Source organism: Pseudomonas sp. 1928-m (assembly GCF_029269135.1).
Taxonomy (GTDB): Bacteria; Pseudomonadota; Gammaproteobacteria; order Pseudomonadales; family Pseudomonadaceae; genus Aquipseudomonas.
In genome coordinates, this window is sequence record NZ_JARIXO010000003.1 from 331056 (window position 1) to 346999 (window position 15944).

Annotated in this window: 13 protein-coding genes; 5 read left to right on the top strand and 8 right to left on the bottom strand. The window is 57.9% G+C overall.

The window, feature by feature from the left end:
• Nucleotides 1–55: 55 nt before the first annotated feature.
• From P3C18_RS13475 to tyrS, 4 genes are all read right to left on the bottom strand, one after another.
• Nucleotides 56–1615, bottom strand: a complete 1560-nt coding sequence (locus P3C18_RS13475; RefSeq protein ID WP_275962358.1) for an acyl CoA:acetate/3-ketoacid CoA transferase — start codon at nt 1613–1615, stop codon at nt 56–58.
• A gap of 98 nt (nt 1616–1713) precedes the next feature.
• Nucleotides 1714–3114 carry a GntP family permease gene (locus tag P3C18_RS13480; RefSeq protein WP_275962359.1) on the bottom strand — a complete coding sequence of 467 codons (1401 nt, stop codon included), beginning with the start codon at nt 3112–3114 and terminating at the stop codon, nt 1714–1716.
• 551 nt (nt 3115–3665) lie between these two features.
• Entirely contained in the window at nt 3666–5126 is a 1461-nt protein-coding gene (locus P3C18_RS13485) for a sigma 54-interacting transcriptional regulator (protein ID WP_275962360.1), read from the bottom strand.
• 289 nt (nt 5127–5415) lie between these two features.
• Nucleotides 5416–6657 carry a tyrosine--tRNA ligase gene (gene tyrS / locus P3C18_RS13490; protein WP_275962361.1) on the bottom strand — a complete coding sequence of 414 codons (1242 nt, stop codon included), beginning with the start codon at nt 6655–6657 and terminating at the stop codon, nt 5416–5418.
• Nucleotides 6658–6952: 295 nt separating this feature from the next.
• On the opposite strand from tyrS, the gene P3C18_RS13495 reads away from it, so the two are divergent.
• Complete coding sequence (locus P3C18_RS13495) at nt 6953–8038, top strand: GGDEF domain-containing protein (protein WP_275962362.1); 1086 nt, start codon at nt 6953–6955, stop codon at nt 8036–8038.
• 141 nt (nt 8039–8179) lie between these two features.
• On the top strand, nt 8180–9541 hold the full coding sequence (locus P3C18_RS13500; RefSeq protein ID WP_275962363.1) for an EAL domain-containing protein: 1362 nt from the start codon (nt 8180–8182) through the stop codon (nt 9539–9541).
• 531 nt (nt 9542–10072) lie between these two features.
• Here the strand turns inward: P3C18_RS13500 and P3C18_RS13505 are convergent.
• The 4 genes from P3C18_RS13505 to P3C18_RS13520 form a co-directional block, all read right to left on the bottom strand.
• Entirely contained in the window at nt 10073–10747 is a 675-nt protein-coding gene (locus P3C18_RS13505) for a hypothetical protein (protein WP_275962364.1), read from the bottom strand.
• A 4-nt stretch (nt 10748–10751) separates the two neighbouring features.
• Nucleotides 10752–11849 carry a hypothetical protein gene (locus tag P3C18_RS13510; protein ID WP_275962365.1) on the bottom strand — a complete coding sequence of 366 codons (1098 nt, stop codon included), beginning with the start codon at nt 11847–11849 and terminating at the stop codon, nt 10752–10754.
• Nucleotides 11846–12832: a hypothetical protein gene (locus P3C18_RS13515; protein WP_275962366.1), complete on the bottom strand. Its 987-nt coding sequence runs from the start codon at nt 12830–12832 to the stop codon at nt 11846–11848. The genes P3C18_RS13510 and P3C18_RS13515 overlap by 4 nt, the downstream gene beginning before the upstream one ends.
• Before the next feature lie 118 nt (nt 12833–12950).
• Entirely contained in the window at nt 12951–13721 is a 771-nt protein-coding gene (locus tag P3C18_RS13520; protein ID WP_275962367.1) for an NERD domain-containing protein, read from the bottom strand.
• 844 nt (nt 13722–14565) lie between these two features.
• Between P3C18_RS13520 and P3C18_RS13525 the strand changes: the two genes are divergently transcribed.
• The 3 genes from P3C18_RS13525 to P3C18_RS13535 all read left to right on the top strand — a co-directional run bounded on the left by P3C18_RS13525 (nt 14566) and on the right by P3C18_RS13535 (nt 15816).
• Complete coding sequence (locus P3C18_RS13525) at nt 14566–14748, top strand: type II toxin-antitoxin system HicA family toxin (RefSeq protein WP_275962368.1); 183 nt, start codon at nt 14566–14568, stop codon at nt 14746–14748.
• Between the two features lie 86 nt (nt 14749–14834).
• A complete protein-coding gene (locus tag P3C18_RS13530; RefSeq protein ID WP_275962369.1) occupies nt 14835–15239 on the top strand; it encodes a type II toxin-antitoxin system HicB family antitoxin in 405 nt (134 codons plus the stop codon).
• 64 nt (nt 15240–15303) lie between these two features.
• Nucleotides 15304–15816: a hypothetical protein gene (locus tag P3C18_RS13535; RefSeq protein WP_275962370.1), complete on the top strand. Its 513-nt coding sequence runs from the start codon at nt 15304–15306 to the stop codon at nt 15814–15816.
• The last annotated feature ends 128 nt before the right edge of the window (nt 15817–15944 follow it).

Here is a 15944-nt window from a genome sequence, read left to right on the forward strand (position 1 = left end):
TCAGGCCTCGCCATAAAAAACGGGCCCATCGGGCCCGTAAATTCACACTCAAGCTTTAGTCAGCGTTTAGCTGCTCGCACAGGCCAATGGGTGGCTGCAGAAACAGCCGCGCATCCATCAGCTGCGGTGCGCGCACGATGGGGGTGAAGTCCATGCGGTCGAGGATGTCGCGCTGGATATCCACGCCTGGTGCTACTTCGATCAGCTCCAGGCCCTCCAGGGTCAGGCGCAGCACGCAGCGTTCGGTGACGTAGAGCACCGGCTGGCCGCGCTCGGCAGCTTGGTGGCCGGCGAAGGTGCGGTGTTCCACCTCGGCGACGAACTTGCGCAGCTCGCCGTCCTTAATGATGCGCAGCTGGCCATCCTCGATGCGGATATCCTGCGGCCCGGCGCTGAAGGTGCCGAGAAACACCACCTGCTTGGCGTTCTGGCTGATATTGATAAAGCCGCCGGCCCCGGCCAGGCGTGAGCCGAATTTGGACACGTTGAGGTTGCCCGCCGCATCGGCCTGGGCCAGGCCGAGAAAGGCGATATCCAGGCCGCCGCCGTCGTAGAAATCGAACTGATAAGGCTGGTCGAGCAGCGCGCTGTGGTTGCTCGCTGCGCCAAAATCCAGCCCCGAGGCGGGGATGCCGCCGATCACCCCGGGTTCGGCGGTCAGGGTCAGGCGCTCGATCACCCCTTCTTCGGCGGCTACCCCGGCCACACCTTCGGGCATGCCGATACCGAGGTTGACCACCGCACCGGCTTTCAKCTCCAGCGCCGCGCGGCGGGCGATCAGTTTGCGCACATCCAGCGGCATGGCTTTCAGGCTGTCCATCGGCACCCGGGTTTCGCCAGCGAAGGCCGGGTTGTAGGCGGTGGCGAAGGTTTGCTGGTGATTGGCCGGCTCGGCCAGCACCACGCAGTCCACCAGAATCCCAGGGATCTTCACCTCGCGGGCATTTAGCGAACCGCGTTCGACAATGCGCTCGACTTGGGCGATCACCAGCCCGCCCGAGTTGCGCGCGGCCATGGCGATGGCCAGGCTCTCGATGGTCAGCGCCTCACGCTCGAAACTCAGGTTGCCGTCCGGGTCGGCACTGGTGGCGCGCACCACCGCCACGTCAATCGGGAAGGTCGGGTAGAACAGGTAGTCCTCTCCGTCGATCGGCATCAGCCGCACCAGCTCGGTGGTGGTACACGCATTGAGCTTGCCGCCGCCGTGGCGCGGGTCGACATAGGTGCCCAAGCCTACCCGCGACAGCTGTCCCGGCTTGCCGGCGGCGATATCGCGAAACAGCTGGGAGATCACCCCCTGTGGCAGGTTGTAGGCCTCGATACGGTTATCCACCGCGAGCTTTTGCAGCCCCGGCACCAGGCCCCAGTGGCCGCCGATCACCCGCCGCACCAGGCCCTCATGGGCCAGGTGATTAAGGCCACGGCCTTTGCCATCGCCTTGGCCGGCGGCATACACCAGAGTTAGGCCGCGTGGCGCTTGTTCAGCAAGAAAGCGCTGCTCCAGGGCGATGGCAACTTCCTCGGCGAAACCGATGCCGACAAAGCCGCCGGTGGCCAGGTTGGCGTTATCCGGGATGCGCGCCACAGCGGCGGCGGCGGTCATGATCTTGCTCATAGCGGGTACTCGAAAAGCGAAAGGGGATCTCGGCCGTAGGAGCGGGCCATGCCCGCGAAACCCATCGCAGCCATGGGCAGCTCCTACGTGTATTGGGATCAGAAGCTGCCAAACATGGTGCCCAGAGTAATGACGACAACCAGCGCCACCATCGGGAAAGCCACGGTGTTGACGAAGATAAATTTGTACGACTCGCGGTGGGTCAGTTTGCAGATCGCCAGCAGCGAGATCACCGCGCCGTTGTGCGGCAGGGTGTCCATGCAGCCGGAGGCCATGGCGGCGACGCGGTGTAGCAGCTCGGGGCTGATGCCAGCGGCGTTGGCCAGGGTCAGGTACTGCTCGCCGAGGGTCTTCAGCGCAATCGACATACCGCCAGACGCCGAACCGGTGATGCCGGCGAGGATATTCACCGCTACAGCTTCGGAGATCAGCGGGTTATCGGAGACGCCGAGCACCAGGTCGCGAATGATCACAAAGCCGGCCAGGGAGGCGATCACCGTGCCGTAACCCACTTCGGCGGCGGTGTTTAGGATGGGCAGCATGGAGCCGAATGCGCCGTCGTTGACGCTCTTCTTCAGGTCCATCCAGCGCTTCCAGTGCATGGCGATCAACAGCAGGATGGCCGCGCTCAGGGCGACGATGATCGACCATATGCCGATCAGCGACTTGGCGTCCTGCAGGCCGCCGAACTCCGGCTTGGCCAGGTAGCTGGTGTCGATGCTCGGCAGAATCTGCTTGGCCATCAGGAAGTTCAGGCCGATCACCACAAAGATCGGCAGCAGGGCCAGCCAGAAGCCGGGGATCGTGCGGTTGTCCTCGACGACCGATTTGTCGGCCACCGGCTCGTCGCGGTGCTCGCCGTAGCCTTCACCGGCGGTCATCAGCTTGCGCGACTGCGCGGTAAGCCACCAGGTGCCGAGGCCGAACATGATCAGCCCGGCAATTACTCCCAGGCCTGGCGCGGCAAAGGCGTCGGTGCCGAAGAATGGGTTGGGGATGGCGTTCTGAATCGCTGGAGTGCCGGGCAGGGCGGTCATGGTGAAGGTGAACGAGCCGAGGGCGATGGCGCCGGGGATCAGCCGCTTGGGAATGCCCGCTTCACGGAACAACGCAGCGCCAATCGGGTACACCGCAAAGGCCACGACAAACAGCGAAACGCCGCCGTAGGTGAGGATGCCGCACGCCAGCACAATGGCCAGAATCGCCCGCTCGCTGCCGACCTTGGCAACGATGCCATGGGCGATGGCGCGGGCCGATCCCGAGTCGTCCATCAACTTGCCGAACAGCGCACCGAGCAGAAACAGTGGGAAAAATTGAATTACATAGCCGCCCATGGCCTTCATAAACACTTGGGTGTAGGTGGGCAGCAGCAGGCCGATATCGCCGGCAAACAGCAAGGCCAGCAGCGCGAGCAGCGGGGCGAGAATCAGCACGTTGATGCCGCGGTAGGCGAGGTACATCAACAATGCGAGGGAAATCAGAATACCGAGGGTACCCATGGCTGGTTCCTTTTGTTGTTGTTTTAAGCACCGCTCTATGGCGACGCTGATGAGCTTGCTCGTTAAGTCAGGCAGCGAGGCAAAGCGTTAAGCAGACTAGAGCGAAAGCTGTGCCAGACGGGGTTACGACTTTGGTCTAGGTGGCTGGAAGGCTTGTGCTTGATGGGTTGCGTGGGTTTTTAGGGGATACGGCGGGGTTGCTGGGGGAGGAGGGCTTGTCTTTATTTTTGGAATTTGTCCATATAACTGGACGGGTGAGTTGGTTTTAAGTCCAGAATTTTGGATTTTTTACACCTGTAGGAGCGTTCGTATATTCCGTAGCCCGGATGAAATCCGGGGAATGCTCGGTTGTGCGGTACTTCCCGGATTACATCCGGGCTACAACTCTGACGCGAGCATGGATCGTGGGAGGGGCTTTAGCCGCGACAACAGCGGTTAAAAACTCGCCGCTAAAGCGGAATGCCGCCCAGCGCCTCCCACAGCACACGCACGGCTGGCTTTGCCCGCTCCTACAGGGAATTGCGTTCGCGTTAGGAGGGCGCGCGACTGGCTCAATCGTGCTTACCCAACCCATGCAGCGCCAATTTGGCATACAGCCCCGCGCGGGAGATGCCTAAGCGTTCCGCAGCCTGTTGGCGGTTGCCGGTCGTGGCGTGCAGGGCATCGATCAGCGCCTGGCGCTCGGCTTGCGCCAGCTGTTCAGCCAATGTTTGCGTGACTGTGGCCGCTGGCTGCGGCGCAGGGCTGTGTGCTGCGGGCGTCACCGGATCAACCAACAACGCCCGCACAGTCTGCGCATCCAGACGCCCATCGACGTCCAATTGCGCGCGTTCCAGCAGGTTGCGCAGCTCGCGCACATTGCCACGCCAGGGCTGCGCGCTGAGCAGGGCGAGGGCCTCGTCGCTGACTTCCAGCGGGGCCTGGGTGGAGCGATTGGCGATGTCGTCGAGCAGGTGTTCCAGCAGCGCCGGAATGTCTTCGCGGCGCTCGCGCAGCGGCGGTACGCGCAAGGCTAGGACGTTAAGGCGGTAGTAGAGGTCATCGCGAAACTGCCCGGCAGCCACCTTGGCTTCCAGGTCGATATGCGTCGCTGCAATCACTCGCACATTCAGCGGTTTGACCTGATTGGAGCCCAGCGGCTCAACCTCCTGCTCCTGCAAGACGCGCAGCAGTTTGGCCTGTAGCGGCAGCGGCAGGTCGCCGATTTCATCGAGAAACAGGGTGCCGCCGTTGGCCACCTCGAACTTGCCGATCCGCGCTTTGCGATCCGCGCCGGTAAAGGCGCCGGGCGCGGTGCCGAACAGTTCGGCCTCGACCAGGGTTTCCGGAATGGCCGCCACGTTGACCGCGACAAACGGCCCGTTGGCCCGTGGCGACAGGTTGTGGATGCCCTGGGCCAGCAGCTCCTTGCCGGTGCCGGTTTCGCCGCGCAGCAGCACCGTGGCGTCCAGCTGCGCGGCGCGGCGGGCCTGGCGTTTGACTTCGCTGGCTGCGCTGCTGGCGCCGATAAACCCGGCGATGGTGTAACGCGCGCGGCGCGCCTTGGCCAGTTCGTGCTGGGTGGCGACCAATTGGCTTTGCAGGGTGTTGAACTTGGCCATCAGCGGCTTTAGGTGGCGAGCGCGGTCGAACAGTACAAAGCCCAGCGCGCCGACCAGGGTGCCGTCTTCGTCGCGCAACGGGATACGGGTGACCACGAAATGCTCGCTGCCGAAGGCCATCAGGTCGAGCATGCTCGGCTGGCCGCTTTCCACCACCTCGCGCAGGCGACTGGCCGGCAGCACTTCTTCGATCTCCTTGCCGAGCACACTGCGCGGGTCGCTGATGCCGACCTTCTCGGCGTACTTGTCGTTGATCCAGACGATGCGCGCCTGGCGGTTGACCGCGATGGTGCCCTCGCACTGTGCATTCAGATGGTCGAACAGCAGCGGCATGGCCACGGCGCGGAAGCGCTCGGGCGAAACGCCGATGATCAGGCCGTGTTGGTCGAGGTCGTCGCGGGCAATGGCCATGGTGGCTGCGCATCCAGAATCAGGTGCGGCCGATTATGGGTGGCGCTGCGCGCAGGGGGCAACCGGCGGGCGCTATGCACGCCGCCGGCATACGCTTGATAAAAGCATCGCGGGCATGGCCCGCTACAACAGCTAAGCCCGTCGGGCACAGTCTGTGGGAGGCGCTTTAGCGGCGAGCTTGTAACCTCTGTTATCGCGGCTAAAGCGGAATGCCGCCCAGCCCCTCCCACGAACGTAGCTACCTCGTAGGAGCGGGGGACGCCTAGTTCCATGCCCGCGATAAACCCAGTTACTGCGCCTGCAACAGGTAATGGCGCTTCTTGCCCAGGCTTAGCCGTCGGCCCAACTGCCAGGCTTGCAGCGGCTGGTCCGGGTTGTTCTGGCGTTCGCCATCCAGCAGCAACCCGCCGCCGCTCGCCAGGCGGCGTACGGCGCTGCGTGAGGGCTGCAGATCATGGCGCAGCAGCAGGTCGGTCAGGCTTAAACCGCCAGCCAGATCTTCGGCGCTGACGCTTAGCTGCGGCAACTCAGCATCCGTTTGCTGTGCGCTAAACAGCGCCAGGGCGGTGGCTGCGGCGTCGCGGGCGGCCTGTTCGCCGTGGGCCAGGGCGGTGGCGGCGTTGGCCAGGATAATTTTCGCCTGGTTCAGCTCGGCGCCGGCAAGGGCGCTCAAACGCGCCACTTCATCCAGCGGCAGTTCGCTAAACAGGGCGAGAAAGCGCCCCACATCGGCGTCATCGCAATTGCGCCAGAACTGCCAGAAGTCGTACGGCGAAAGCTTGTCGCCATTCAGCCACACCGCGCCGCTGGCCGATTTGCCCATCTTGCGCCCGTCGCGGGTGGTCAGCAGTGGCATGGTCAGGCCGAACAACGGCTGGCAACCCTGACGCCGGCCCAGCTCCACGCCATTGATGATATTCGCCCACTGGTCGGCACCGCCCAGTTGCAGGGTGCAGTTGTGCCGGCGCGCCAGCTCGGTGAAGTCATGGGCCTGCAGCAGGGTGTAGCCGAATTCCTGAAAGCTCAGCGAATGCTCACGCTCCAGGCGGTTGCGCACGGCGTCGAAGGTCAGCAGGCGGTTGATCGAAAAGTGCCGGCCGACCTGATCGAGAAACTGCAGGTAGCCGATGCCGTCCAGCCAGTCGGCGTTGTCCACCACCAGGCCGTCGCTGGGGCCGTCGCCCAGCTGGATGTAGCGGGCAAAGCAGCCGGTAATCCCGGCGATGTTGTGCTGGATCTGCGCTTCCGTCAGCACGGGCCGGCTGCTATCACGGAAGCTCGGGTCGCCGATGCGCGTGGTGGCGCCGCCGATCAGCAGGATCGGTTTATGCCCGGCGCGTTGCAGGTGGCGCATCAGCATCAGCGCCTGCAAATGGCCGACGTGCAGGCTGTCCGCCGTGGCATCGAAACCGAGGTAGAAGGTGATCGGGCCCTGGCTTAGCGCCAGGCGCAGGCCATCGAGGTCGGTGCTCTGGTGGATAAAACCACGGGCATCAAGCTGGTCGAGCAGATCAAGGGTGTTGCTGGGCATAAGTGTCTCCTGGTTAAGGCAAAGGCCTGAGGAGACTGGAGTGAGGGAGTGCTATCCGGGCCGCCTCAGGCGGATCGGACATGCAACAACGCATCTACCGCCTGGTGAGAGGGGGCAGGGCGTAATAGAACGCGGAAATTGGGCAGATGTGCTTGTGCATGGGGCAGCACTTTAAGGGCTGTGGCGGGCAAGTCAACCGCCCGTGGTCGGCGGCTTGCGCGCTGCCTGGCTGGTCAAGGCCCTGGCAGTTGAGGCACAGTGAGCCATCAAACCGCCATCTATGCAGCGCCGGGCCATGTTTTTTCGACCGCGAACCAAACCGGGCAATGACAACAGTGCTGCCGTCGACGACTTGCAGGATGTCGGCCAGCGCTCGTTGATCCGCATGATCTTTGCCACCACCGGGCTGACCCTCGGGGTGTTCTGCGTGCTGCAATTTATGGCCGGCAACTACCTGTTTGCCAGCTTTGAACTGCTGGCCACCGGCGTGCTGCTGTGGGGCGCCTGGCGCGTTGTCAGGGCGCGCAACCTGCTGCCCTGGATCTACCTCTACCTGCTGCCGACCTTCAGCTTTCTGCTGTACATCATCGTTATTCCCAATGCCTCGAAAACCGCTTTTGTCTGGGTCTACAGCATCCCCGTGCTGTCCTACCTGCTGCTGGGGCGCAAGCGCGGCAGCCTGCTGTCGCTGCCCTTCGTGATCGGCGCCTGCCTGCTGTACCTCTACACCTACCCGATCCAGCTGGATGCCGAAAGCCTGATCGATCTGGGTAACGCGGTGTTCTGCGGGGTGATGATCCTGGTCTTCGTCTACCTCTACGAAGCCCGCCGCGCCACGGCCTACCAGCAGTTGCAGCATATGGCGCGCACCGACGCGCTGACCGGCGTGGCCAGCCGTGGCAGCTTCCAGCAGAGCTTGGAACAGAGCATCCGCGAGGCGCAGCGCAGCCAGGCCAAGCTGGTGCTGGTGGTGCTGGATGTCGACTATTTCAAGGCGGTAAATGACCAGTACGGCCACGATGCCGGCGACCAGGCCCTGCGCTATATCTGCAACAGCCTTAGCCAACGCCTGCGCGCCACCGACACCCTTGGCCGCCTGGGGGGCGAAGAGTTTGGCCTGCTGCTGCGCAACACCGATGGCCAGGGCGCCGAACCGCTGGTGGAAAGCCTGCGCGCGCAGCTGTGCAGCCAGCCGATGCGTTACGGTGATGAGGAGATTGCCCTGTCGGCCACCTTCGGCCTGGCCGAATGGCCYGTCGACGGCAGCACCGCCGAACAGCTGTACCGCTGCGCCGATCAGCGCCTGTATCGCGGCAAGGAACTGGGCCGCAATCGCCTGGTGGGGCGCGGCAGTTCGCAGGACAAACACAGCGACGAATAAGCCCGGCCAGCGCCGCGCGCAATCGCGCAGAACGCCCCTGTTGCGCCGTCTACACTCAACTCGGCTTATCGATAAACCGCTGCGTTGGCGTGCCCCCGGGCGACCTCCTTGGCGCTGCAATTGGTCACTCAGGGACTTTTCATGACCGTCCTCTCCGCCTTTCTCAAGCAGGTCATCAAACTCTGGCATTCGCCCGATCTGGCGCTGATCGGGCAGCGCCGCGAACGGCGCATGCGCATGCTTGCCAGCCTCGTATTGCTGCTGGTCGGCAGCCTCTGGGGCATCTTCTTCAGCCTGCGCGGCGAGTGGGGCATCGTGATGATGGACCTGCTGATGATCCTCTGCGGCCTAGGCGTATTTATCCTCACCCTGCGCAACCGCGTGCGCCTGGCCAATCTGCTGCTGTTCGGCGTGATCATCCTGGTGATCGTCGGCACCACCTTGTTGATGGACCCGCACACCGCCGCCGCGCCGCGCGCGACCCACCTGTATCTGCTGCCGATTGCCGTGGCGGCGTTGATGGCCTTTCGCGATGAACGCCTGTGGCTGCGCTACGGCGTTGCACTGTTCTGCCTAGGTTTGTTTACCGTGCTGGCCTCCTCATCCTGGAGCCCAACCAGCGCCTACCACCTGCCGGATGACGTACGCATGGCCGGCTCCTGGGTGCAGAGCGTGGCGGCCATGCTGATGCTTTTTGCCCTGCTGCATATTCTGCAAAGCGACGCCGCCGAACGCTCGATGCTCGACCGCGACCTGCATGCCGCGCTGCGTGAACAACAGTTTGTGTTGCACTACCAGGCGCAACTGAACAGCAGCGGCACAGTCACCGGCGCTGAAGTGCTGATCCGCTGGCAACACCCGCAACGCGGGCTGGTGCCGCCCGCCGAGTTTATCGGCCATGCCGAGAAAACCGGGCTGATTATCCCGATTGGCCAATGGGTGCTGGAGCAGGCTTTCACCCAACTGCGCGCTTGGAAGGACGACCCGCTGTACCGCGACATCAGCCTGGCGGTGAATATCAGCCAGAAGCAGTTTCGCCAGGCCAGCTTCGTCACCGACATGCTCGGCCTGATCGAAACCTACGGCATCGACGCACGCCGCCTCGAACTGGAACTCACCGAAACCCTGATCGTCCACGACATCGACGACCTGATGCGCAAAATGGCCGTACTGGTCGAGCGCGGCGTGCGCTTCTCCCTGGACGACTTCGGCACCGGCTTCTCCTCCCTCAGCCACCTCAAACGCCTGCCCCTCAACACCCTGAAAATCGACCGCTCCTTTGTCAGCGACCTGCTTACCGACGGCAACAGCCAAGCCATCGTGCGCACCGTAATCGCCCTGGCGCAAAGCATGGGCATGACGGTGATAGCCGAAGGCGTGGAAACCCACGCGCAACAGCAGTTTTTGCTAAGCAACGGCTGTATGCAGTTTCAGGGCTATCTATTCAGCAAGCCGCTGCCGCTGCAGGCGTTTACTGCGTTTGTGGAAAGGCAGAATGGTTGAGGGGGAGATGTGGGCTGATTGGCCGCTGATAGGCAACAAAGCAAAAACCGCGCAGTGCGCGGTTTCTTGTTTGGGTAATGCTCAATAACCTGTTGCAAGCCGCCTTCGTAGGGTGGGTTAGCCGCATCTGGCGATTGCCAGGCATCACCCCACTCGGCCTGCGGCGTAACCCACCATCGGTGCAACACGCTTTAAGGGCTGGTGGGTTACGCGCCGCGCCACTGTTGCGGGTGGCTTTCGGGCGGTGTTGGCGGCGCTAACCCACCCTACGGATGTGCCAATGCCTGTCGCTGCGTAGGATGGAAAGCCGCAAAGGGTTTTCTACTGTGGTGTTCAGGTGGGTTGATTACAGGGTTGGCTTAATCAGTCCCAAAGTGGGAACGATCAGTCCCTTTTGGGGACTGATCGAGTTGGTGTTCTAGTGGTTTCGGGGGCGGTTTAAACTGTGGTTTGTACCCACTCTCGTATCAGGGAACAGCTGATCAGAGAAAATAAATCTGTCCCCGTTTTTATAGTCAATATTTTTATATTTTAAAGTGCAATGGCAAGTGAGGCTCTTATAACTCGAACTGTATTCTCTTCCAAGTCGTCCATATTGACTGTTGCTGATCCGGTGTTAGTAAGAATTATTGAGCCTTTGAGCGGGTGATGTAAGCGGATCCTGATTTTTTCTACTACATGCCGTCGGCCACTAATAAGCTCGGCGGATAATTGTTTGATGTCTTGCTCGCCAGTAACCAAGATTTTGGCGAACGTTTTTTTTCCTAGTTCCAATTTGGAAATTTGCATAGAGTCAAAACTACCTGTGCCGTTTATTGCTTTAATCAGCTCTTCTGCCCATGAAAGCACGTCGACACGTAGCTGCTCAATGCTGACTTCAAAATCAGTAATTTCAGAGAGTCTATTGAGCAATGCCTGCAAGCTGCGGGGGGCATTTATCAGCTCAAGAGTAGGGAATGCGTTCGTAATCCTAAATGCGGATTCTCGATATTCAATGCGATCAAATTTTGTTTCGTTTCCAAAGGGGTCAGTTACAGTGTCAGTGAAACTGATCTTCTCAATATACCTGGCCTCAATTAACTCGTCTCGGATCTTGTCTATAACAAAGCCATGATGCTGGTTGCTGCTGAAATCGAGAGATTTCATACGTAAAGCAAGCTGATCGATATGGGCCGGCCATTCGACATTTAACCATTTGTAGCGCATGTGGTTATCCCTCGGCCTGAGATAGCAGCTCGCTCTTCAGTTCTAATGCGGTTTGTTCTATTAGCGAAAAATATCGAGCCCGGTCAGCTGCCTCGACAGCAGTCATTGTTTTTCGATGTGCTCCTTTGTGGTATTTAAACTCGCCCTGTACGCCATACCGAAAACCAATGCAGTTCTGTCTATCTTCAAACCCTGCCTCGAATCTAACTATATTCGGCGGGTTTTGAATTTGCTCGGACTTCCAAGATATGTGTGTTATATAGAATCCACGCTGGCTCAGTTCTTTGTATTCTTTAGATTGCACTAGGTTCTGACCGCTGAGTGCCATGCTATGGACAACCGCGAACATTTCCATGCCAGCTTCACTTTCCTCCATATCAATACCTAAATTGTCGTCATCCTCTTCACTCCTGCGTAGAGATGAAACCTTTAGGTTCATGACGTTACGAAGTTTAAAACCCGGAAGTTTCGATATTAAGGATGTGAAAAACTTGGAGCGTAGTTCGGGTGTCGATAGCCCCGCAAGCTCCACTTTTTGCTGATTCAGTGGTGCCTTTCGGCGTTGCTCAACACATTCCTTGATAGCATCAACTACTCGCTTGGCTTTATCGCTGGCGGGAAGTCGGACTACTGTCCGCCCACTTTCAACTAAAAAATCAATTTTTGCTTCATTGCGCTCACGTTGAAGAAGCTTGGTCCTGTTGTGATTAAATTCGTCATACTCTACTTTCATGGTATAGCCGCCGTCCTTGCTGATTCGGTGCTTTACCTCCTCATTCGGGCCAATATCTTTCATGTAGTTTTCAACGGCAGCTCTTATATCATCTATCGCAATTTCAGAATCAAACTGGATGCTAGTGGTCTTTTCCCGCCGGATACCCGGTTCCCGTTTATCTACAATTGCTTCAATGTCATGGAAGCCATGTGGGATCATTGATATATAGTCGCAAATATCTTCTCTATCATCTTTAGATGAGCAAAAAATACCTCGATCACGTAGCAGTTCTCTTAGAATGGAGGCGGTAATTCGTTGTTTGCCAGAGATCAGTAAGTCGTAAATGTCGTTGTCATTGGCGCTAATGTGGTCCAGATAATCGTTCATGACCAGGTACCCAAGTCGATGGATGAATACGTTGTCTTGATTTCGCTAATCGGTTCGTACTTTATAGCAAGTACATATTCACTCAGGTCTGTACTAGTTCCAGCTAGGCCTTCAATATATTGCTGCTGAGACTTTTGAAAGGTGGGTGATGAGTTGGCAGAGGCGTTTAATGTTTTTATGATAACTTTGGTCCTCTCATCCAGTAATTCGTACTTGCGTATTATGTCAATCAAGTATGTGAATTCAGCAGTTGTCTCACCCGCTCGAGAGTAGAAAACAATAATTTTTCGTTGCGCGCTTCCTTTGGGGTCGCGAGCTTCTAGGATTATTATGGGCGAAGTTAAAGTTTCGAGAGTTGCGCTCTTTGCTTTTTTTATTTGAAGATTTGCCTTGCGAACCAGTTGCGGGTGGTAGTACGAGCAATGCTCGGCACTTGGTAATTCCGCGATTCGCTTACCCCGCATGCGTTGAATTTCACTGCTTATGTTATCAAGCCAGAAGATTTCCTTAGGGCCCAGTACAAATACTTTTTTCCCGCGAGGAAGTTGTAAGCTCTCGTTTGCAACAAAAGTAAGTGAAGTGTTGAAGTCTGAGTCGTATTGCCCGTCATGGTTATATACAAATAGTAACCCGCAGATGGAATACGTAACATCGTCATGGGCATGCTTTTCCTGCCAGGCTGAGCTTTTATCCGCACAAGAAACTTGCTTTCCAAGACTTATTAGTGCTGATTTTATAGCGAGCGATTTGATTGAGCCTTTAGCGTAGCTTTTGAGATCGCAGTGAACGTAGGTGCGTTGAGCCGAGTAGGGCTCATCATAGTAATACACAACATCGCACGGATGTGTCGCTACGCCGTGCTCTTCTGGAGCCTCGCATGGCCAATCATGATTCGTCGGACCCACCCGCTCCCAGAAAAACTCTGCAAATAACTCGCCCGCCAAGAGCTCAGCTTGTCTTGCAATGTTTTCATTCTCAGCCACTTATCAGCATCCTTTGTATGTTTGTGAGTCAAAGACAAACTTATTATTCATCTGCGCTGGAAGGATTCGTGTCCTGTTTAAACTCTGCTAAACCAAAAACCTCATCAGCATGGTATGTCTAAAGGTTCTGCACAGTTCTACACCTCGGAAACCCCGAGCACCCCCAAAACTGCGACCCCGCTTTCGCCCCTGATTTCACGGTGCGGATCAGCAGCGCACTGCCACATTTCGGGCATTGCCGCTCGGCTGTCGGATCACTTCTGCGTTTAAGGTTTTGCACATGCTCGCGCTGGGTGGCGAGCGATGGCGCGCGGCGGCCGGTTTGCAGGGCATGCAGCATGGCGTCGACTTCAGCCGCGCTAAATACCGGCTGCTGGAATGATTGGATATAGCGGATAAAGCCGATGCCCTGTGTGACGTTGGCCGGCACTTCGGTTTTAAAGCTGCTGCCGCCGACAAAGGTGATGACCGAGTGCAGGTGCTCGGGGTTTACGCCCAGGGTGGCTTCCAGCGCTTTAAGGTGTTTGTAGTTCTGCCGCAGCGGGTTCTGGAATTTGAAGGTGCGTTTGTAGAACTTCTGCGTCCATTGCGCCTGCTTTTCGCTGCCGAAGATCCAGCCGCTCATATTCTTGGTTTCCAGCACAAAGATGCCATAGGGCGAGAGGAATACGTGGTCGATCTGCGTGGTGCCGTCGGGCGTGTTGAGGGTGACGTTGTGCAGGCGGCGGTAGGTGTGTTTGTCCAGCTGCCAATGGGCGAATAAGCGCACCAGCAGTTCACCAATATGGCCCTTGGCCCAGGGCGACTTGAGCAGGCCGACCAGCAGCATGGCGGGAAGCAGCCAGGTCATCGTATCGAGAACGGGCCGCAGGATGACGCTGTAGTCCATGCCTTCTTCCTTGAGCAATGCCGCTTGAGTGGCGCCCGTAAGCCGAGCGAGCAGGCGTGTCGGATTTCCAAATGCATGACACTGCCCCGGATAATGGCCAATTGCCTGCGCCAGCTCAAGGGTTCAACGACTAATTGCTAACAGCAGCGGTGGGCGAGTGGCTGTTTTGCATGGCTGCGCCAGCGTAACTGCGGCCGATCCGGAAGGGGGGTATTGGGATGGCGTATCTGGGAGCCGATTAGCGAGCCTATTCGGCTCACTGTCTAATCAGATCTGCCAAGCGATGTGAGCCTTTCGACCGCTTAAGGTGCGTTTGCTCAGGCGCCTGCTGCGTGCTTTTTCTTGCAGGCATGAAAAAGCCGCGCACTGCGCGGCTTTAAAGGTGGTGGGCCCACACGGACTCGAACCGTGGACCAAAGGATTATGAGCCCTAAAAATATGCGCGCCGCTACTGGGGAAAAGCCTCTATATCGATGTTTTCAGGGATATATGTACATACGTTCCGCATTGTTTGCTATCCGTTGTGGACGCAATGTGGACACTTCAAACTGTACCGACTTTCACATCTTCACCAAACCTTTCACAACGTGAAAACGGCACCTGTCTGCCCGGCCCCGCGCCACTGCTGGTCTAGCGTCATTCCTGTGTCACCCCTCTGATTGCACATTACCGAAATTTTTATAAAGCCCGTCGGCGGGGAGGAGTGCGTTCCTTCCCTCGGTTTTGTTTTTTGGCGAGTTTTCCAGCGGAATGCGTTCTTGTGTGTATCGTGTGTATAAAAATATTGCGCTAGTCTAGATCGGTGTGTACAGTACACACCATTAGTAGGCGAAAGGAGGGCCGGATGCGAAGTAGAGAGGTGATTGAGCTGATCGAGGCGGATGGGTGGTACGAGGTGGCAGTAAAGGGTAGTCACCACCAGTTCAAGCATCCAGACAAGCCGGGTAGGGTGACTGTTCCACACCCCAAGTCAGAGATACCAAAGGGAACGCTGAACAACATACTGAAAACAGCCGGCCTCAAGTGAGGCCGGCAACACCTCTCAAATGTTCGGCCCGTTGTGTTACCAGGACTGCGCAGCAGCCCCTTAGCTAATCGTTAGAGGTTCAAGAAATGAAATTTCCAGTCGTACTGCACAAAGACGCTGATTCGGATTATGGGGTGACCGTGCCCGATGTGCCGGGCTGCTTTTCTGCGGGTGCCACTGTTTCAGAGGCTCTGGAAAATGCCCAGGAAGCGCTGGCTCTTCACTTTGAAGGGGTGGTGGCTGATGGTGAAGCCCTACCACAAGCGCAAGAAGTAGACGTGCATGTGGCTAATCCAGACTATGCCGGCGGTGTGTGGGCTATCGTTGATTTTGACGTGACGCCATACCTTGGCAAGTCAGTTAGATTCAATGCCACCCTGCCGGAAAACCTGCTGCAGCGAATTGACGATGTGGTGAAAAGGGATCATCGCTATGCGTCTCGGTCGGGGTTCTTGGCTACTGCTGCGCTGCGGGAGTTGTCGGTTGCTTAGGCGAAACCAATAATGATGATGACCTACAGTTTCTGATTTAGTGACTAAAAGGGATAAGACGGAAATGGATCAAATCAGGTTAGCCAGGTACGAGCTTAAACATGGTGATTATGAAACGGCGCTCTTTCGCTTTTACATTGAGGGATCAGTGCTTGTGGAGACATCTCTAGCGCGTGCAACGCACGTGACTATTGGGCGCACCGTGGACTTCGGCCCTGGCCAGAAGAAAGAATTTCATCCAAGCCTAATTGGTGAGCTAGATAGGGTCGACCTTTCATTCCGTGGCGGTGAAGTTCAGACCTACAGGTTGTATTTCACGAAAATCTGGAAGGATGTAGCTCTCGTAGGGAAACTGAATTGGGACTGGGAGGATTCGACGGCTGGAAAGTCTTATTTAGCAGATGGAAAACTTGTTAATCACCGCGCTGATCTGCAAGCGCTTGGTGTTCCGGTTTGTCGAGAGCCGTGGCACGGCGAATGGATGCATTTTGATAGTAAAGAGATCCTAGAGCAGTTGGCGAAGCGCCACGGGGTCAAACCACGCGACATCCATATTAGGCTGTCGCTCACGGACTGAATGATTATAGAAAACCTGCAAGTAGCCTGGCTTTTGCTATGCGGTGATCGTCTTTAACCGCTTCACTCGAGCCAATCCCTGCCCCGCTTTGCGCTGAACTGATTGGCGTCCGCAGGGCTCAGCGTTGC